The organism is Kitasatospora sp. NPDC058965 (genome assembly GCF_042741245.1).
Lineage (GTDB): Bacteria > Actinomycetota > Actinomycetes > Streptomycetales > Streptomycetaceae > Kitasatospora.
This window is the reverse complement of sequence record NZ_JBHYKG010000007.1, coordinates 35,388-54,170: the sequence shown is the minus strand read 5'-3', so window position 1 is coordinate 54,170 and position 18,783 is coordinate 35,388. Positions and strand designations below refer to the sequence as shown.

18 protein-coding genes are annotated in these 18,783 nt (G+C 66.7%); 5 read left to right on the top strand and 13 right to left on the bottom strand.

What is annotated here, in order from left to right; all coding sequences use genetic code 11:
* Positions 1-198: 198 nt before the first annotated feature.
* From ACFW1A_RS02640 to ACFW1A_RS02595, 10 genes are all read right to left on the bottom strand, one after another.
* Complete coding sequence (locus ACFW1A_RS02640) at positions 199-1,542, bottom strand: serine hydrolase domain-containing protein (protein WP_380402859.1); 1,344 nt, start codon at positions 1,540-1,542, stop codon at positions 199-201.
* A complete protein-coding gene (locus ACFW1A_RS02635) occupies positions 1,539-2,444 on the bottom strand; it encodes an aKG-HExxH-type peptide beta-hydroxylase (protein WP_380402856.1) in 906 nt (301 codons plus the stop codon). Before ACFW1A_RS02635 ends, ACFW1A_RS02640 begins: the two co-directional genes overlap by 4 nt.
* Before the next feature lie 104 nt (positions 2,445-2,548).
* On the bottom strand, positions 2,549-2,689 hold the full coding sequence (locus tag ACFW1A_RS02630; RefSeq protein ID WP_380402853.1) for a hypothetical protein: 141 nt from the start codon (positions 2,687-2,689) through the stop codon (positions 2,549-2,551).
* Positions 2,690-2,812: 123 nt separating this feature from the next.
* Positions 2,813-3,667, bottom strand: a complete 855-nt coding sequence (locus ACFW1A_RS02625) for a protein kinase (RefSeq protein WP_380402849.1) — start codon at positions 3,665-3,667, stop codon at positions 2,813-2,815.
* Positions 3,627-4,322, bottom strand: coding sequence for a hypothetical protein (locus tag ACFW1A_RS02620; protein WP_380402846.1), 696 nt, complete (start codon positions 4,320-4,322; stop codon positions 3,627-3,629). Before ACFW1A_RS02620 ends, ACFW1A_RS02625 begins: the two co-directional genes overlap by 41 nt.
* The gene (locus ACFW1A_RS02615) at positions 4,319-5,056 is read right to left on the bottom strand and encodes a hypothetical protein (RefSeq protein ID WP_380402843.1); all 738 of its coding nucleotides are present in this window, start codon (positions 5,054-5,056) and stop codon (positions 4,319-4,321) included. The genes ACFW1A_RS02620 and ACFW1A_RS02615 overlap by 4 nt, the downstream gene beginning before the upstream one ends.
* Positions 5,053-5,682: a hypothetical protein gene (locus ACFW1A_RS02610; protein ID WP_380402840.1), complete on the bottom strand. Its 630-nt coding sequence runs from the start codon at positions 5,680-5,682 to the stop codon at positions 5,053-5,055. The genes ACFW1A_RS02615 and ACFW1A_RS02610 overlap by 4 nt, the downstream gene beginning before the upstream one ends.
* Complete coding sequence (locus ACFW1A_RS02605; RefSeq protein ID WP_380402837.1) at positions 5,679-7,559, bottom strand: radical SAM protein; 1,881 nt, start codon at positions 7,557-7,559, stop codon at positions 5,679-5,681. The genes ACFW1A_RS02610 and ACFW1A_RS02605 overlap by 4 nt, the downstream gene beginning before the upstream one ends.
* Before the next feature lie 34 nt (positions 7,560-7,593).
* The gene (locus ACFW1A_RS02600; RefSeq protein WP_380402834.1) at positions 7,594-8,028 is read right to left on the bottom strand and encodes an NUDIX domain-containing protein; all 435 of its coding nucleotides are present in this window, start codon (positions 8,026-8,028) and stop codon (positions 7,594-7,596) included.
* A gap of 118 nt (positions 8,029-8,146) precedes the next feature.
* Positions 8,147-8,704 carry an ATP-binding protein gene (locus tag ACFW1A_RS02595; RefSeq protein WP_380402831.1) on the bottom strand — a complete coding sequence of 186 codons (558 nt, stop codon included), beginning with the start codon at positions 8,702-8,704 and terminating at the stop codon, positions 8,147-8,149.
* A gap of 165 nt (positions 8,705-8,869) precedes the next feature.
* Between ACFW1A_RS02595 and ACFW1A_RS02590 the strand changes: the two genes are divergently transcribed.
* From ACFW1A_RS02590 to ACFW1A_RS02580, 3 genes are all read left to right on the top strand, one after another.
* Entirely contained in the window at positions 8,870-10,333 is a 1,464-nt protein-coding gene (locus tag ACFW1A_RS02590) for a helix-turn-helix domain-containing protein (protein WP_380402829.1), read from the top strand.
* A 49-nt stretch (positions 10,334-10,382) separates the two neighbouring features.
* A complete protein-coding gene (locus tag ACFW1A_RS02585; protein WP_380402826.1) occupies positions 10,383-11,066 on the top strand; it encodes a RibD family protein in 684 nt (227 codons plus the stop codon).
* 119 nt (positions 11,067-11,185) lie between these two features.
* Positions 11,186-11,761 carry an HD family hydrolase gene (locus ACFW1A_RS02580; RefSeq protein ID WP_380402823.1) on the top strand — a complete coding sequence of 192 codons (576 nt, stop codon included), beginning with the start codon at positions 11,186-11,188 and terminating at the stop codon, positions 11,759-11,761.
* A 192-nt stretch (positions 11,762-11,953) separates the two neighbouring features.
* On the opposite strand, the gene ACFW1A_RS02575 is transcribed toward ACFW1A_RS02580, so the two are convergent.
* A complete protein-coding gene (locus tag ACFW1A_RS02575; protein WP_380402820.1) occupies positions 11,954-13,501 on the bottom strand; it encodes a PIN domain-containing protein in 1,548 nt (515 codons plus the stop codon).
* A gap of 1,349 nt (positions 13,502-14,850) precedes the next feature.
* On the opposite strand from ACFW1A_RS02575, the gene ACFW1A_RS02570 reads away from it, so the two are divergent.
* Together ACFW1A_RS02570 and ACFW1A_RS02565 are read left to right on the top strand one after the other, a co-directional pair.
* Entirely contained in the window at positions 14,851-16,053 is a 1,203-nt protein-coding gene (locus tag ACFW1A_RS02570; protein ID WP_380402817.1) for an ATP/GTP-binding protein, read from the top strand.
* A 13-nt stretch (positions 16,054-16,066) separates the two neighbouring features.
* Positions 16,067-16,696, top strand: a complete 630-nt coding sequence (locus ACFW1A_RS02565; protein ID WP_380402814.1) for an RloB family protein — start codon at positions 16,067-16,069, stop codon at positions 16,694-16,696.
* A 406-nt stretch (positions 16,697-17,102) separates the two neighbouring features.
* Here the strand turns inward: ACFW1A_RS02565 and ACFW1A_RS02560 are convergent, their stop codons facing one another.
* Both ACFW1A_RS02560 and ACFW1A_RS02555 read right to left on the bottom strand, forming a co-directional pair.
* Positions 17,103-17,927 (bottom strand): protein phosphatase 2C domain-containing protein, encoded by an 825-nt coding sequence (locus ACFW1A_RS02560; RefSeq protein ID WP_380402811.1) that lies wholly within the window; start codon positions 17,925-17,927, stop codon positions 17,103-17,105.
* 4 nt (positions 17,928-17,931) lie between these two features.
* Complete coding sequence (locus tag ACFW1A_RS02555; RefSeq protein ID WP_380402808.1) at positions 17,932-18,774, bottom strand: sigma-70 family RNA polymerase sigma factor; 843 nt, start codon at positions 18,772-18,774, stop codon at positions 17,932-17,934.
* Positions 18,775-18,783: the final 9 nt, after the last annotated feature.

Sequence of the window (18,783 nt, the reverse complement as noted above, 5' to 3'; positions counted from 1 at the left end):
CGGTAGTCAAGTCGAGCCGACCGAACGAATCAGTCTGGATCTAATGAAATACCCGTTCTCGGAGCTTCGAGGCGTGATTGACCGATTCAAGATCGCCAGCGGCAGGCCGCCGGTCATCATCAAGCACCTCCTGCGCGACCAAGCTGGCCGGAGGTCACTCCGCCGACGCCGGCCACGCCCGTATTCGCTGACAAAGCGTCACTGGCGTGTGTAGTGGAGCCTGGGAGCCCGGATGAGGTCGAGAGTGAAGCTCTTGGGCGTCGAGTCACCTCTGTCAGCTGAGGACAGCGTTAGCTGGTAGCCCGGGCCAGCGTGGGTGCGTGATCCGGTCCTGACCAGTCGGTTGTACGTGCCTCGACGCCAGAGGTGCAGGTGGCCACACACACGGGTGAGCCGAAGCGAACCCGGTACATCGGAGCAGACGAACATGCCTAGATCCGCGTGCCTGTCAGCACCGGCCTGTCCGCCATCAACGGTCTGATGGTTCGCCTCCCCGGGGTCCCCTCGGGTCGTCTCCACCGCCTTGGCGAGCATGCTCTCCAGATGACCGATGGACTCCCCTCGGAGTTCGGCGCGGAGCGATGCCGCAACACGGTCTGCCGCGACGGTGCGGCTGTTGGACAGGCAGACAAGACGTACGCCCGTCGCGTCCAGGCGAGCTGCTGCCGAGAACCCCTGCTCGTGGCCGTAGTGGAAGACAGCGCGCCGCCCGGGCCGATCATCTGCGTACAGGCCGGCCCCGTACAGGTAGGGGAGCTGGTCCGCTGCCATGTACCGAAGGTTGTTGGCACGGGGCAGCTCTGCACCGCTGCGGTGCCAGCGGGTACCGAGGTGGTCGAGCCAGCGGTCCAGGTCGGCCGGGGTGGTCCACAGAGCGCCGGGGCCTGGGAGTGCAGCTGGCCGAGCGGTGTGCTGCCAGCCGTCGGGGGTGGGCTCGTAAGCGCTGGCGGCGTTCGCGACGACCTGCCGCGGATCGGTCTTGAAGTGGGTGGACGTCATACCGAGCGGGAGGAAGAGCTGGGCTCGGGCAACGTGGGCAAGGTCGGCTCCGTGGACGGCTCTGAGGATCTCGGCGAGCAGCAGGTAGTTGGTGTTGCTGTAGAGGAACCGGCCTGCTGGTACCGCCCGTTGCTGCTGGCGGTAGGCGAGGTTCACCAGGTCGTCGACGGTGTAGTGATCCAGATCGCGGAAGCCCACGAGGGAGAGCAGGGACTCGACGTCGCGCAGACCAGAGCCGTGGGTGATCAGGTCGGCGATGGTGATGTCGCCGATGCGGAGCAGAGGAAGGAAGCTCGCGACCGGCTGGTCCAGCGCGAGCTGGCCGGCCTCTACGGCCAGAAGGACGAGGTGGGCGGTGATCTGCTTGGCGACGGAGCCGACGTTGAAAGCGGTGTCCGGGCCGATCGGGACACCGTGTTCGAGGTTGGCCATGCCGGCCTGCAGTTGGATCACGCCTGCACGGGGACGGCTGACCAAGATCGAGACGCCGGGTGCCGCACAGAGCTGAGCCGTCGCCGACAGGCTGCGGGAGCGGGGGTTCACAGACCGAGGGCCTGGTTGTGAACGTTCTGGAGGCGCGAGCGCAATCCATCGTCGCTGATCAGTTGAAGGGCGCGGGCATGGTCGTCGCGCGTGCTGGTGAGCAGGGTGCGCTGCTTGGCGAGGTAGGCAGCGAGGAAACGACGGAGGTCGCCGCCGGTGTGGTCGAGGACGCGGGCGGTGTAGATCACGGTGAGGGGAAAGGCCCAGCACGCGTGGAGGAAGCCGAAGGCCGGCCGGACGGTCTGCTTCCACGGTGAGTAGAAGTGCACGTCATCGCCGATCTTGCAGGAGGTGGCGGCGAGGGCGTCGTTGAGCCAGTTGTGTCCAGCCTCGTGGATCAGGTCACGAGCGAGAACGACGGGGTCCCCGACGTGGTCGAGGAAGACCGTGCCGGGCAGACGAGTGATCGTCCAGCTGTCGAGGGTGTCACCGAGCTGCTTGGCGCGGAGCAGGCACAGGACGACGGCGTGGGCGGCGAGGAGTTCGGCGAAGCCGTTGCCGGCAGCACTGGCATAGGCGGATGCGGCCAGACTGCGCAGGTTGAGGGGCGCGCGCGAGGTCTCGGGGCGGAGTACGTAGTACGGGGTCTCGGAGATCGGGGACCGTGGCAGGTCGGTGAGAGCAGGACTGAGCACGACGCGCGGGCCGACGGCGGTCGGGGTGAGCTTCTCGCTGATGGCCGCGTCGGGGTTCGCGACGTACCAGTCGAACGACTCGGAGTCGTGGATCCGGGCCGCGGTCTCGGAACCTTCGAGGACGTGGTGCGCCAGGGCGTAGTCGAAGGCGGCGTCGCCGGCCGGGGGCGGCGGCGCGGTCGGGTGGGTGATGCTGCGGATCTTCGCGATGCGGCTGCGGTGCAGGCGGTTGATGGGAGGGAAGTCGAAGTCGACTGGGGCGTCCACGGGTCTCCTCCTGGTCGTGGTGGTCTGGGCCCTGGGGCCGGACCAGATGGCCGGCCCCAGGAGTGATCAGTGCTGATGCTCAACGCTCCAGCGGTAGTTGGTGATCAGACGGCGTCGCCGTCGGTGGTCGGCCAGCCCTCGGCCGAGACGCTGGAGGTGTGGGCGGTGGTGCGGACGGTGTCGTCCTCGCCGCGCAGGTCCTCGACGGCGGCGAGGAAGTCGCCGAAGCGGTTGGTGGTCTCCATGTGGATCTCTCTTTCTCGGGTTGATGGTTGGAGCCGAACGTGTGCCTGCTGGTGCTCGGTTCCAGGGCGGTGGTCTCGCCCTGTTCATAGGGCTGTCCTCCTCTGACTCAAGCTGGCCCAAGGTCAGGCCAGCTGGCTGGCCTGCCGAAGGGCGTTTCGCAGCTCGGTCATGGCGGGCCGGTCGGCCGGGGTGTGGGCCAGCGCGACCGTGATCATGGCTCCGACGCCACCAGGGATGGCGGGGGCTGAGGCGGAGTGGAGCCTCGGGATGTCCGCCACGAGGTAGCGGTAGGCGAGGACGGCGAGGCTGAACACGTCAGCGGCCGGCGTGGCATACGCGTACTCGGCGGCGTACTCGGGCGGCCAGTGGACCTCGGGTCCGCGAGAGGCGGGCCCACGCGGCGCGTCGATACGGCGGGCCGCTCCGAGGTCGGTGACCAGGCCGCGTCCCCCGTGGATCAGGATGTTCTCCTGGTAGACATCCCGGTGGACGATGCCCCGCTGGTGGAGGTTGTTCAGCCCGTCGGCAGCATCGGCGAGGATGCCCAGTCCTTCGGCGAGCGGCGCGTCCCCCATGACGGAGCGGAAGTTGCCGCCTTCGCAGTAGGGCATGGTGTACCAGTCGAAGCGCTCGCAGCTTCCGCGTTCGAGCAGCGGGACGACGTGGTCGCTGCCACCGGCGGCCCGGGTGAGTTCCGCCTCATGGTGGAAGTCCTCCCGGGTCAGCGCCCGTTCGGCCTCGGTCAGCTGGGCGTACCAGTAGAAGCCGTAGGCGGCGGGCCTGGTGGCGTCGTCGAGTTCGGCGAGCACGTGGTTGCTGCCGAAGCCGGCCTTCAGCGCGACCGGCAACTGACCGGGACGGCTGGCCTTGACGAGCGTGCTGGCCCGGGTGAAGGCGAGCAGGTCGTGGACGTGCCAACCGGCCTCGCGGACCTGGTCAAGGACCCATGCTGCGGGGTGGAGGGGGTTCAGGTTCATCGGCGAACTCCTGGGAGCGGGACTGCGAGGCAGGGGCGACACGCAGCTCGTCAAGGCAGAAGGCGGCCAGGTGGTCGAGATCGGCCGTGGTGGTGCAGGGGTGTCGCAGGACCGGTAGTCCGGTCGTCGCGGCCCAGGCATCGGCGGCTTGCTCGTACAAGTCGGCGAGTCGGTGGGCCGTGTCCGGGTCCTCGGCGAAGCGCCGAGCGGTGGCCCTGGTGGCGATCCGGGTGTTGCAGGTCGTGGGTGGGGTGGTCAGCAGGACGGTCAGCCGGGGCCAGGCGGCGGTCTGCTCGGCGAGGCGTTCGACGAAGGCGTGGACGGGCCACGGGTGGAGCAGTGCGAGCAGGGCCGCGGTGGAGAGGGTGAGCCGGTCGGCGATCACCGGTCCGGCGGTGGTGGCCGGGGTGAGGATGAAGCGGGCGTGGAGGGCGAGGTCCCAGCAGGCGGCTTCTGACGCCTCGTCGGGGCTGGCGGCCGGCTGACCGGCCCGCATCCGAGTGAGGGTCCGAGTGGCGGTGGGCGAGAGCCAGGAGAACTGGCCGGTGTGGCTGGCCACGATGCCCTGGGATCGGGTGTCGTCGAGGAGGCGGTCGCGCAGGGTGCTCTTTCCGGCACCCGCGATTCCTTCGAGGGCCAGGAGCACCGCGTTCACCTCCGGGTGGTGGTGGGCTCGGCGATGAGCCAGCTGATGAACTTGGCGGCTCGGCCGCTGCTGACGGGGAGCGTGCCGTGACTGAGCTGGGATCCGTAGAGCAGGGCGGTTCCGGAGGCGGGTTCGACGTGCCAACGGGTGCGGGGCATCCGTTGGAACCAGGAGGCGGAGTTGTCCGCGCCGTCGTTGGCGAGCCACATTCCGTCGGCGTAGCCGTGATCGGTGGCGTCGGCCAGCGAGGTGTCCCAGAGCTGGTCACTCGCGGCGGTCTCGACGTAGAAGGCACCGCCCGCATCGGCGGGGGTGATCACGACGCTGATGCCGGCGATCTGGCGGGGCCAGGCGAGTGGGTCGAGCGCGATCCCGTCGAGGTGGCTGGTGATGTGCTGGCCCGACCCGTACTCGACGTACGTCCAGGGACGGCAGGCGGTGATGGACGGCATGACACGGGAGAGGGCCGGACGGGCCCGGTCGAAGGCGTGCTGGAGCAGCTCCTCCGCCTCGTCGGGGATCTTGGGGATCTCGGTGCGGCCGGCGGGCTCATAGACGGCCATCGCTTGCTCGGCGGTGTGGCCGGGGATCTCGTGGATGGAGACTCGGCGCTCGCTGCTGAAGTGGGCGCGGCCGCCAGTGGCCAGGAAGTCGTTCATCAGGGTGACCAGGTGCTGCTGCTCGGCGGGGTCGATGAAGTTCTCGACGCTGCCGAAGCCGACGGTCTCGGCGATGTGGATCAACGGTTGTTCCTCCTCGTCTCGAGTACGCGGTGGATGTCGTCCACGGCGGTGCAGTGGTTGAGCCAACTGACCACGGGGCGGCTGGCATTGGAGAGCGGGTCCTGCCACAGGGCGAGCAGTTCACCGGTCAGCGGCAGTTCGTCCGGGGTGGGCAGGAGAGGGCTGCCTACGCTGCTGAGGGACGCCAGGGCGGGGCAGGCGGAGGCGTGTTGGGCGGCGAAGGCGTGGGCTAGACGGGCGGCGCCTGCGGTCCGGCAGACCACCCGGGTGGCGGTGTCCGGTCGGGAGCGCTGGTAGGCGTGGTGTTCAGTGACGAGCCAGGCGTCCGTGATGGTGGCTCCGGCGGTCGCGACCCGGCAGGCGGCGCAGCAGCTGCCGTCCCGATCGGGGCAGGGGGCGTGGTGGCCGGGCAGGGTGGCGGCGATCTCGTCGAGGGCGCTCCAAGCGGTGGTCGCGAGCAGGCCGTAGGCCGTGCGCTGGCGGACGTCGGCACGGTGGTTGCAGCACGCCTCCGCGGGGCCGAGTGCCGGAGCTTCCCGACGAGCAGGGGCGATGAAGATGGTGTGGAAGTAGACGATTCGTCCGAGGAGCTGGTGCAGCGTCACATCGGTGAGCGCCGTGTTCACCGGCTCACCAGTCCGGTGTGGACCGGCTGCGGGCAGGCACAGATCGGGTCGAAGCTTGGGCCGTCGATACGCAGGGCCTGGTCGAGGACGGTGGTGGCGGCGGCCAATTGCGCGAAGTAGGCGTCCCAGGTGTAGTCGTCGGCCTTCTGGAGGGCCAGGTCGAGGACCGGTGAACGGGTACCGGTGGTCTCGCAGGTCAGCTCCGCGCGGCCGAGGGTGATCGAGACGGCCGGCGGAAGGTCGGGTGTCGCCGCGGCGGCGGCACGGCACAGGGCGGCGGCGGCCCGCGCGCATTCTTCCTGGTCGCGGGGGAGGATGCCGGCCTTGCGGTGGTGCGGTTCCCGTTCGAGACCGGTGTAGGCGTGGCCTTCGCAGCTGTCGTAGGTGATGAGGCCCCAGCGACGGGTGAGCGTGTGGACGACGGGCCATACGCCCGGTTCGATGGCGTCGCGCCACTGGGGGTGCTTGGGGTCGAGGTCGTCGGCCTCGTGGACCCCGGGCCGTCCAACCGTGTTGATGTTGCCGTGGTTGCCGGTGTGCAGCCTGACGGCGGCGTGCGGCGAAGTGGGGTCGTCCCAGCGGGCCAGGAAGCCGGACACGTCCCGCATGCTGTTGGGGGTGCGGGGGCGCCAGCGCAGAGTGCGGCACTGGGCGCCGTCGGGGTGAGCCGGCTGGGCGAGCAAGGCTGCGATGCCGTCGATCATGCGCATCCGGTAGTCGCAGTAGGCGTCCTGGTCGTCGGCGAGGTCCATGCGCCAGCGGGTGGCGATGCAACCTCCACCGCAGGTGGCGCGGTAGTCGCAGGTCGTGCAGCGGTTCATCAGCGCCTTGCCCTGGTTCAGGAGGTTGGAGCGCTGCTGGGCCTCGGCGACTTCCTGTTGCCCGTTCGTGGTCTCCAAGAGGGTCAGCCGGGCCTGTGGCCAGGGGAGTTCGTCGCAGCTCCCGAGGCGCCCGTCAGGGTAGAGGGTGAAGACGTGGTCGCACTTGAGGTCGGAGAAGTGGCAGAAGCCGCTGCCGAGGCCGCGGAGGCGCCGGATGGTTGAGACGGCCGGCTCCAACTTGAGCCGGGCGAAGTGACCCGCGCTGATCCAGCGGGCGGTGGCGGCGAGGACGAACTCGGCGTACTCGTCGGGGTGGATCGCCCAGGCCGGTGGGTTGTTGGTACTCACGGCGTCCTGCTGGAGCACGCGGCTGTTCGGAGTACGGCGGCTCTTCGTCGCCGTGGGCCGGCGGACGGCGCCATCGAAGCACGGGACGAAGCTGACGGCGTTGACCGAGCCGAAGGCGGCCAGGTGGTCGAGGACCTCGTCCGCCCGACCGAGCACCGCAGGGGTCACGGCGGCGATCACGCCCACGCGGCGGCCCCGCTCGGCGAGCAGCTTCAATGCTCGGGCCACCCTGGGGTAGATGGGCTTGCCCCTGTAGTCGACGCGCCAGGCGTTGCCCCGGGAATCGCCGTCGAGGGAGATCCCGATCTGCAACCCCGGGTAGTGGGCATCGAAGAGGTCCAGCCAGTCCTCGTCGAGCTGGACACCATTGGTCTGCAGGCTCACGCGGACGACCTGCGGCATGTGCGCGAGCTGCGCGAGGATCTCGGCGAGGTGCTCCTTGCCGGCGGTGAGCGGCTCACCGCCGTGGAGCTCGACGGCGAGGCGGCGGCCCCGGAAGACCTCGGCCAACTGCCCGATCTGGGCGGCGCCGACCCGTGCTCCTCCGGGGGCCTCCTTGCGCTTCTCGTAGCAGTAGAGGCAGTCGACGTCGCACTCCTCACCGCGCACCTTGACGATCACCGACACCGCGGTGCTGGTGTCGTCGGCGTCCAGGTTCCGGTAGAGCTGGTCGATCCCCGGGTGGTGCTGTTCGGTGGTGCGGTGCATCAGCGGCCTCCTCAACTGCCGTGAGCGGATGGGATCAGTCGTACAAGCGCCCCAGCAGGGCGCCCTGCCCGGACTGGAGGATGTGGGCGGCCTCCAGCGGGACCCAGAAGCACTCGAAGTGCGTGGGCTCCTGCTCGCCGTCGTGGTCCTCCTGGCTCGTCCACCGCTCGGGCGTGGGCTCGGTGAGCTCCAGGTGGAAGACATGCCGGCGCTGGATCTCGAACCGGTAGGGGCTGATGTCGTACTCGGTCTCACCGAGCTTCCGGACGATCTTGAAGTCGGTCAGCCCGGTCTCCTCGCGGGCCTCGCGCAGGGCGGCGGCTTCCGGGGTCTCCCCCGGTCGGATGCTGCCGGCCGGGACCTGGATGCCGACCTCCTCGTAGCTGTAGTCGGTGTGTCGGAAGACCAGGAGTCGCCCGTCGCGCACGACGTAGACGAGGACCTTGTCCTTGGTGACCTTCTCGGGCATGGCTGGCGCCTCTCTCTTTGGCGTAGGTGGCCGAGCTGGACGCAGGCTCGATCGAGGCGTCCGGCTTTCAGCTACGGCCTGACTCGAAGCCGGTCCGGAGCTGCGGGAACCAGTGAGTCTATGGGCCTGATAGGTCATCAACTTCCGACAGTCGCAGCGCGATCGACTCACGGTCGGAAGCGCCTCGATAGGCGGATCCGCTCCCCTCGCCCAAGGCGTTGAGCAGGAGGAAGGACACCCGCTTTCCCAGTGGAAGCCTCACCACCGTGAGCTCATCCACCAGCCTGCTCAGCAGGAGCAGCCCCCTGCCGCCTACCGCGTCCTCGTCAGGCTGCTTGACCGCCGGCAGCGCGTCGTCGAAGTCCCTCACGGAGACCCGCACGCCGTCGCCACTCTCCTGCATCTCCAACTCACACCCGCCGGCCGTGTGCTTGTGGACGTTGGTCAGCAGTTCGGTCACACCGAGCGCGACGACGTCCGACAACTCGGCCAAGCCCCAGAGACGCAGGTGCGAGCATGCGATCTGCCGGATCAGCGCCATCGCCTCGGGGTGGACACCCGGCAGCGCAACCCGGTAGTGCCAGCTCAACCTCGCTTCCGTGATGGGCATTTGCTCCTCCTCGGCCGATGGGGTTCGGTCGCCGTTCCGTTCGAGCCGGACGGCTTCGATTCGCATCTCGAAATTCGCCCACCGCCCGCCGGTCGCGGTGTGTACTGGGTGCACGACGTTGTGGAACCATTCAGCGCCATGGCGAGGCTCCGGGACCAGCCCGGCATGCAGACAGCCCGCGTTGTCCACATCAGCTGCTGAGGGGGTGAGATGCCACAGCGACCAAGGGAGTTGAAGCCAGCCCGCTCGGCGCGGGACTGGTTGGGCGCGGAGCTCCGCTACTGGCGCACGCTGCGCCGGCTCTCGCAGGACGCGCTCGGTGCGATGGTGCATGTCAGCGGTGATCTGATCGCCAAGATCGAGAAGGCACAACGCCCCTGCGCACCGGACCTCGCCGCCGCCTTGGACGCCGCTCTCGACACGGGAGGCGTCCTGTCGCGCTTCCTGGAGCTCCTCGACGGCGATGTGGACGCCCGGCGCCCTGATGCGGACAACTCGCCGGACAGGAAGTCAGCTTCGCCTCGCCCCAGCGCGGGCGGGGCGTCCGCACCAGACGGGCGGAGCGATCCTCCCGTGCCGGCGCGGGTCACTGACACCGCCGCTCTCGGAGCAGCCATGACACTGATGAACGGTGACGTGCGGGTTGCCTGCCGTGCTCCCGACGGGAGAATCATCTTCGTGACCCTGCCGCGTCGTGCGCTTCTCCGAGGTGCCGCTGCCGTCGCCGGCACCAGTGCACTCCCACTGCCCGCGTCGTCCGACTCAGCTGCACCAATCACGCCCGAGCCGACCGACCTGCTCGCTGCCGACGTGCACCCCGTGGAGAACTTCCGGGTCCTGAGACGGTCACTGGTCGAATGCGACAACTTCCTGGGTCCACGTGAAGTGGTCGCCAGCGTCCAGGACCACATCCGGCAGATACAGCGTCTCCGTGAGGTGACGTCCGGCAGGGACCGGCAGGACCTGATGCAGGTCCAGGCGGAGTACGCGGAGTTCTGCAGCTGGCTGTTCCAGGACAGTGGTGACTTCCGTGCGGCCCAGTACTGGGCCGACCGCGCCATCGAGTGGTCGACCGTGGCCGGCGACCACGGCCTGACCGTCTACACCATGGCCCGGAAGTCCCAACTCGCCGGCGACATGAGCGACCCGCTCGACACCGTTGACCTGGCAGAGGCCGCGCAGCGGATAGCACCTCCGCGTAGCCGCCTGCTTGCCATGGGCGCCGTGTACGGCGCGCACGGGCACGCCCTGCGCGGCGACGAACACGCCAGCCAGAACGCCTACGACCAGGCACTGGAGGTCGTGGCACTGCCGAATGACGACGAGACCTTCCGCGGCCGGTGGCTCGACGCTGCCTACGTCGAGGCGCAGCGGGCCCGCTCGCTGTCCGCCCTCGGCAACCACCAGGAGGCCGTCGCCGGCTTCGATCGCGCGATCCGTTGCCTCCCGGCCTCGTACCGTCGCGACCGCGGTGTCTACCTGGCTCGCGCCGCCGTGGCCCAGCTCCACGCCATCGGGCCGGAGGCGGCAGCCAGCACCGGCTCGGCCGCGCTGGCGATCGCGACGGCGACCGGGTCAGCCAGAATCTTCACCGAGATCGCCAGCCTCGATGCCCAGTTGCGACCATGGGGCGCGGTGACTGAGGTGGCGGAGTTCCGGGAAGCGCTCGACAACGTCCTGTTGCATGAAGTGTGATCGGTCCACGCAGACGTCCCACCGCACCAGCCGAAAGAAGGAAGCCCTCATGGCCGACCGTCCGTACGTCCTCCTGAGCGTCGCCACCTCCGTCGACGGCTACATTGACGACACGTCAGCCACCCGCCTCCTGCTTTCGAACGCCGACGACTTCGATCGCGTGGACCAGGTCCGCGCCGAGTCGGACGCCATCCTCATCGGCGGCAACACCCTGCGCAGTGACAACCCCCGGCTGCTGGTGAACAGCGATCAGCGCCGCGCCGACCGCGTGGCGGCCGGCAAGCCGGCCTACCCGCTCAAGGTGACCATCACCGCCAGCGGCGACCTCGGCCGCGACCTCAAGTTCTGGCACTTCGGCGACCAGAAGGTCGTCTACACGACCGACTCCGCCGTGGCCAAGCTGCGCGAGGAACTCGACGGCCTGGCGGACGTCGTCAGCACCGGTCCCACGGTCGACTTCGGTGCCCTGCTCGACGATCTCGGCAGCCGCGGGGTCGAGCGCCTCATGGTCGAGGGCGGCGGGCAGATCCACACCCAGTTCCTGTCCCAGAATCTCGCGGACGAGGTGCACCTCGCCGTCGCCCCGCTGCTGGTCGGCCAGGCCGAGGCTCCCCGGTTCGTACACCCGGCCGAGTACCCGGGTGGCTCGGCCAGCCGGATGAAGCTCCTCGGCGCCACGACCGTAGGCGACGTCGTCCTCCTGCGGTACGCGCCCAAGCAGCGCACCGCCTGAATCACACGCTCGGGGCGAAGCTGTTCCCTGGAGTCCACGAGCTGGGGCCAGGTATTGCGGCCCTCGGCTCGGCGGATCCGGCAGTACCCGCAACTGATCCAACGCACCGAAGGACGGCGATGACGGACGACAACCAGTCGCAGGGCACGGCGGGCTTCCTGATGGAGATGGGGATGCTCAAGCGGGCCAAGCGGTCCGGCTGGTGGATCGCCGGCGTCAAGGACCCGGAGACCATCGCTGAACACAGCTTCCGCACGGCGGTCGTCGGTGCCGTGCTCGCCATGATGGAGGGCGCTGACCCGGCCAAGGTGGCGCTGCTCTGCACGTTCCACGACACCCAGGAGACGCGGATCGGCGACATCCCCCACATCGGCCGCCGCTACCTCACAGCCGCCTCCAACGAGAAGGTGACAGAGGACCAGATCAGCGCGGCGCACCCTGCTGTGCGGGCCGGCATTCAGGCGATCGTGGCGGAGTACGAGAACGCCGGGAGCCTCGAAGTGACCGTCGCCCACGACGCCGACAAGCTCGAGTGCCTGATCCAGGCCGTCGAGTACCGCGAGCAGGGGTACCAGAACGTCCAGCCCTGGATCGACACCAGCCTCGACAAGCTCAAGACCAAGTCCGCCCGCACCCTGGCCGAAGCGGCGCTCACGATGAGCTCGCTTGAATGGCAGAAGGTGTACCTGGGCTGAGCTCGCGGCAGCACAGGAGCCGTCGCTGGCACCCCCTGTGGGCAGCCGCCACGGCCGATTTGCTGAACCAGGCCGACGAAGTGGCCCGGTACATCGACCTGCGACTGCCCGGATGCCTGAGGAACTTCAGCCAGACCAGCGTGGCGCTGCACCGGGTATCGGCCGCGGTGGCCTTCGCACTTGAGATTCCGGTCAGGCTTTCCGGGTGGTCAACATGGCAGCAAGCGACTCCAGCTCACGAAGCAGGTGGTCAGCCGAGACCTCTTGGCCGGTCGCGGACATAGCTGCTGACGCGTTCTCAGCGGCCTTTCCAAGAACCTCCGCCGTCCATTCGGAAGCGTTGGCGGGGAGCAGCGCCATCGCGATCTTCAGGGCTGTCTTACCGGGCCCACTCTCCGACCGACGCGGTGTTGGCCACAGGGCGGTCCCCTCGAATACCTCACGAATCAGCGGCACAGTCTCATCAGGTACCCGGAACCCGCTGGCCAATGACGGCTCTGCTTCCGAGCCATAAACGGTCTGGAGCAGGAACGGCTCCTCCCCGGTCAGAGTGCCCCACTCCTGCAGTTCCTTGGCGATCGTGCTGAGCGGCCTTGTGAAGCCCTTCAACTGTCGGTCAGCTGGGTAACCTGCGAGCTCGTACACCGTTGCACGATCAACGAAGCCATTGTTCGCGGCGGCTGCGACAACTACCTTCGCCTGTACCTGGTACCGACCAGCGAGCTGCTTCAAGAAGTTCTGGATGGACTCGACGGTCCAGCCCGCAGCAGTCGACTCGGCCTCAGCCTCGACGGCACGCAGCTGATTCAGGTCATTGACCGAGGCTTCCTTTACCTGCAGGTCGAGGATCTGGTCTGCCCATGTGAGCAGATCACCCGGGGAGAGCATGAAGAGCCTCACCCCGGCATGGTGTCGCATCTCAGCGACCAGCTCCATGCGCGGACGCGCCGGGATGTCCCCGTTACGCAGGTTCCACCAGTCTTCCTTGGCGTCACCAGTTACCAGCAGCACATCGCAGCCCTTGCTCGCGGCCGCGTCGAGCAGCTGGGCCCAAAGGATGTAGTCTCCCGCAGCCTGCTCCGCAGACTTGGTCTTGAAGTCCTCATACCCTGGCGGGACTTCGTCGTCCGCTCTCCTCTGAGCCTCCTGGACGGCCTTCGCGTGGTCTTCCGGCGACAGCGGCTCTCCGACACGCCCCTCCAGCAGCGGCCGAAGGTCGGCCAGCACCGGGTCGGTATCCGTGCTCGCCGTGCCTTGGAGGGAATCGGTCTCCGCCTGAGTTTCGATCAGGTTCTTGGCCTCGTCGATCGCCAGAGTGAGCTTCTCGATCACCTGGTCGATCTGCTCGGAGACCTCGGCATTGCTCTTCAGATGAACAGCAGCGGCCCACCGCTCAAGCGCGTCCCGCGCCGACCGAGGAACCTTCTCCAGAGCCGCCTGAGCCTCCTTGGCCTTGCTTCGGTGATGATGGCGGATCGAGCTCTGCTCGCGGTTTCGCCAGAACTCGACCAGGACCTGGTACGGAATCCACAGCCGCTCCTGCAGCTTCTTCAGCACTGCGAGTGTGTCGAGCCGCGTCTGTTCATTCGACCGGTAGAGGTTGAGGAGCACGTTGGCATCCAAGACCACCATGCCCGTCTCGAAGATGCGCTTGTAGTCGTCCTGCAAAGGGCTTTGGTGCGCCTCATCGCAGTCGAAGATGCCACGCGGTGGCCGGACCGACGCATCAGAACCCTGCATGCTGGATCGCACCCCTCTTCGGCGCCTTCCCCACCCGGAGGCGCATCGCGAGCATGGTAGGCGACATGCCGACTCAGCGTCCCCTGTTTCCAGCCACCGGCCCCACCAACTTTCGGTCCTGTCAAACCTCTACAACGAGATGCCGGCGTTCATCATGCTCGGCGATCCAGCGCCAGCGCTCAGATCACGCGAGTCCACCCCACCAAGCTCGCAACGTAGATCACAAAAAACTTGATCTTCCGGTCCGAGACGACCAGCGCCCCGCGACCAGAAGGGGACCGGGCTCACTGAAGCCAGTGGCGCTGTGGCACGAACCTGGCACGCCAACCCCACCCCGGTCCAGACAACAAGAAAGCCCCAGGCCACTGACCTGGGGCTTTCCTTCTGAGCGGGCGACGAGAATCGAACTCGCGCTATAAGCTTGGGAATCAGTGCTCCTGCGCCGCAGATCTGGCCCCTGAGCTGCGGAAACGGTGCTGCCACGCCACCCTGACTTGGCTTCAATTGACCGCACTTTACCGGCGCTCTCTGCCCGATCTGGTGCGCATCTGGTGCGCCGGCGACCGGGCGAACTCGCGCCGTCAGCGGCCGCCGTCGGGCTTCCGGGCTGCCAGGTCGACAACAGCTACTCCGGCTTCAAGCATGTTGACGACGACCAAGCCCAACGGACGGTCGGTCTCGAAGACCCAGACTGTCAGCGAGCTGGCCCTCCTCATCCGGCGAGGACTACCGCTGTCAGCCTCCCGCAGCTCGAACCGATCACGCTCAGTCATCCGCGTGGCCTCAATACTCGCGTAGGCAGAGCTCTGACATGACGCTTCTCCTGACCGAGCCACCGCCCGCCCACCGACTGCTATTGCCCACACGTCGATGCCGGCCAACCACCTTCTCGTGCAACTTCCACGACCCGCCCGCCAGCCCAAAGCGGCCCCGTGCAGTCCTGAACCCTCCTCAGCGACCCTCCAGACCATCCGAGTCCCGGGCCGTCGCCGGCTGGCGCACCCACTCTCCGCCACCTACTGCCCGGCCTGGGCACATCCGACGCACGCAAGATCAACCGGACTCCCCCTCAACAGCGGGCCTCTCCATGTGCCGCTCGTTACGCTCAAGCCAACCACCCAGTTCAGAGAACTGCTTGTGAGTCGGGGCAGAAGCAGAACCCGGCACCCCTCTCCACCGCGACCAACATGCCAGGCAACGCATTGGACCAAACCTGAGACAGTCAGCATCAAATTGTGGGACGATGCCCCGAGGCGCAGATCCAAGAGTAGGAGGTGGCCATGCTTTTGAGGTTCCGAGTTTCGAATTCATACTCGATTCGAGAAGAACAAGAATTGACCCTGATTTCCATGGGAGAAATCGACGGGTACGCCACCACTCCAATCGCTCAAACCTCAGAGTCCACTCTTCCCGTCCTTGGCATTTTCGGACCAAATGCATCAGGGAAGTCGAACTTTGCCCATTCCCTGAACCTGATGGCCGGCTCAGTGCGATATTCTCATCGAGAGTCGGGAGCAGAGGACGGGTTTCACCGCCACCCGTTCATGCTTGACCAAGAAAGCAGAAATAGCCCTACAAGCTTTGCAGTCGACTTTGTCGTTGATGGCGTACGACATGAGTACGGGTTCTCAGCCAACGACGAGATGGTCCTAGAGGAATGGCTATACTCATTCCCCGAGGGACGCCAAAGGGTCCTATTTGAGCGGGACCAAGGCCTCAACTTCAAATTCGGCGACACTTTGCGGGGGAGAAAAAAGCTGATCGCCGACGTCACCCGCCCCAACAGTCTCTACCTCTCCGCCGCGGCAGCCAATAATCATCCGCAACTACTTCCCGTCTATCGATGGTTCAGCAAAATTCGAATTGCCTCGAGGTCGAACGTTGCAACTCGGGTCGAAGAGACAGTAAGGATGACAGAGCGCAGCAAGGAACGCGATCTAGTCTTCGCGTTGCTGCGATACGCAGACCTCGGCATCTCCGAGTTCTTTCTTGACGAGTCAGGTGAGGACTCCACGGATAATCCGGACGGATCATCCAATGAAATCACTCGACCTCAATCCGGCAGAAGGCCCCGCGCTAGGATCGGAAAAATGCGAGTGGTTCACCAAGTGCCAGATTTCTCTGAATCACTGCCCGTGTCGATGGAGTCATCGGGAACTCGTGCGTGGATCGAAATCATTGGAATCCTGATCTCCACCCTGCGCGACGGTAGAATCCTCATAATGGACGAAGTGGACGCCCAGCTACACCCACTTCTATCCGCGCAGCTCGTGGGACTTTTCCAGAACCCGTCAATCAATAAGAACGGGGCGCAGCTGATCTTCAACTCGCATGACGTGACTCTGCTGTCTCGCACGTCAGCCGCGCGACTGCGAACAGACGAAATCTGGTTCACCGAAAAGGACCAGTCCGGAGCTACTACTGTGACCCCGTTGACTGAATGGGCGGACGGAGACCAGTTCCCGGAGATCGAAAAAGGCTACCTCATCGGCAGGTTCGGGTCTATCCCGTTCCTTGACGAGTCGCTGATCAAGAAGGCAATCGACTACTAGCCGGGGTGGGCAAATGGCGCGAGCAAGTCGACCTCTAAAGAGAGAAAAGGGGAGGCGTGCAACAAAGCAGCGCTTCTTGATTTATTGCGAAGGCGAGGTGACCGAGCGGGAGTACTTTGAAGGATACAGGCAGCTTTTTAGAAGTGGCAATATTCAAATTAAGCTCGGCGCCGATCACGCTGTACCCCTGCAGCTGGTGAACGAGGCCATATCGCATCAATCTAGGGCGCCTCGATCCGCTGAGGACAAGTTCGAGAAGTATGACCAGGTCTGGTGCGTGATGGATGTCGAGGCCCCGACTCCTCACCCAAATCTCGAAAAGGCACTTTCGCTTGCACGCAAGAACGGTATCAGATGTGCAATTTCCAACCCTTGTTTCGAGATTTGGCTAATTCTGCATTTTGCCAAGATCTCGGGCTATGCAACTACCGCTGAGGCGTGCAAGCACCTTGAAGCGCATAATTGCGGCTACTCCAAGGAGTCGAAGCACATCGACTTCAAAAAACTTCAAGATCGATTTGAGCAAGCGAAGAAGTACGCTCTGGATCTCGAAAAGACTGCCGCAGAATGCATAGTAGCCGGGATCCCAAATCCGTCGACTGACGTTTACAAGCTGATTGATCAGCTAATTAGTCACGCATAGATCTATGCTTCCCCGATGATGAGGCCTCGCGGAGGCTATTCGCACAAGCGCAGGTGGCGGAGCGGTTTTGGCCGGTGTCCTGTCTGGTCTGGGTCCGAGCATGATCGGGGGGCCGTAAGCTGCTGCGACTCGGTCAGGGCTCTTTGGGCCTGACCGCAATTTGGCCGAGTGGCCCCCCGGTCTTGCTCGGTGCGGGTCCTGGTCCGGGCAGGTGGGTAAAACCGCGGAGCCGCCGGCCCCAGCCACCGCGCTGCCCCGTCTTGGCGGTCGCGCCGGGACCGGGCGCCAGCCCGCACGCCCGGCGTCGGCCGCCAGGGGCGGGGCAGCGGCGCGCGCAGGGCGCGCGCCCTTGACCTGGTAAAGCTGAATTCGGCAGTGAGACTGCGTCAATTGTGGGCCATGGCGGTTACAGCGTGACGGTGGCGACTGTGGCGTCGTCGTGGGCCTTGCCGCGGGGCCAGCGCTGGCCGTCAGGGTCGGAGTGTTCGGCAGCGCGGACTTGGCGGATCACCTCGGCCGGTCCGTGGTCGCGGATCAGGGTGAGGGTCTCGGTCCAGTCGGAGAGGATGAACCGGTCGACCAGGCGGGAGGCGCCGTCGCTGAGCAAGCTGAACCCCGCCACCTTGTCCCGCGCGAACGTGCCGGTCATTGCCTCGTGGGCCGCTGCCGGGTCGGCTGCGGCGACCCAGAAACCGCCAGGCCGGTTGCGGTGGGCTCGCATCGCCTCGACGTAGGCGCGCAGGGCGTCGGCATGGGCCTGTGTGCCGGTGGCCTCGGCGTCCATGGGCCGGCGCAGTTCGGCGCCGACCTGGGCTTCGCGGTCGTCGGTGATCGTCAAGTACGCGGGCTTGTCCGACCGGTCGAACACAAGCGAGGAGTCCGCCAGGACCAGGTACTCGATGTCGTGCTCGCGAAGGCGCGTGATGATGACGGTGGCCGACGGCGTGCCCGGGTGGCTGAGGTCGCAGGTGCCGCGGTGGAGTTCGGCAGTCTGCGTAATCGCTCCGGCCAGGCAGTCGGCGAGCGGCTCGTCCAGCCGGTTGGTCACCTCGGTCAGCAGACTGACTCCGAGTCGGGAGACGTACCACGCCACCCCGTGCACGCAGCCGCTGTCCGATCCGGCGGGAGTGCCGGCGCCGTCGAGCAGGACGACGGCGTTCGGACTGGCGGCTACGAAATCCTCGTTCGGGCGGTCGGCGTAAGCGGGCTCGGTTGCGATCTCTATGCGCACCCGCTCAGTGTGCCTCGTGGCGGTAGAACGGCGACAGCAGCCGCACGTTAACGGGCTCGTTGTCGCGGGGGTTGTACTCCACGTTGACCAGAACCGAGAAGCGGCCGGTGCCGACCTGGGAGTAGAGGTCGGCGAGGTCGTTCACAATCAGGTGGATCACGCCGAGGGTGCCCTGTGGGTGAATCCCCGTCAGCACCATGATCAGGCCCTTGCCGTCCGGCCGGGGCAGCCGGCCCAGGTACGCGACGTCCGAGTTGGCAGTCGGCGTGGAGTCCATCCCGGACCGGTACGCGACACCGGCCTCCCGGTCCCGCAGGGTCCAGGGCCCGTCCTCGGCTCGCTCGAAGCAGATCGAGGGGTCCTGGGCCAGCACCCCGGCGACGTGGCTGGAAAGCCGCGGGCCGCAGATGACGATCATGTCTTCGCGGTTCAGGTCGATCTCGCCCCCGACCGGGACGTGCTCGAAGGTCGGGTCCAGCTTGTAGGAGCGGGCCAGGTCGCCGAGCCGCTGCGCGGCGGCGAAGTCCTCGGCGGCGAGGACCGGCCGCGCGTTGCCGGCCTCCTGCTTGAGCGGAGTCGCAATGATCAGGCGCGCATTGCCCAGGAACGCGCCCTCGGGTGCGGGCGCGGACTGCTTGAGCTGGTGGATGCGACCGCGGGTCAGTCCGGCCTCGGCGGCGATCTGGGCGTAGGACAGGCCCTGGTCGTGGAGTTCGGAGATGACCCGCTGGCGGAGCCTGGACAGTTCGGTGACCTCGGTCTGCGCTTCGGCGAGCCGCACGGTGGCGGCCCGCAGGAGCGCGAACGGGTCCTTGATGGCGGCGATCCGCTGCGTCTCTCCCGCCATGGCCTGCTC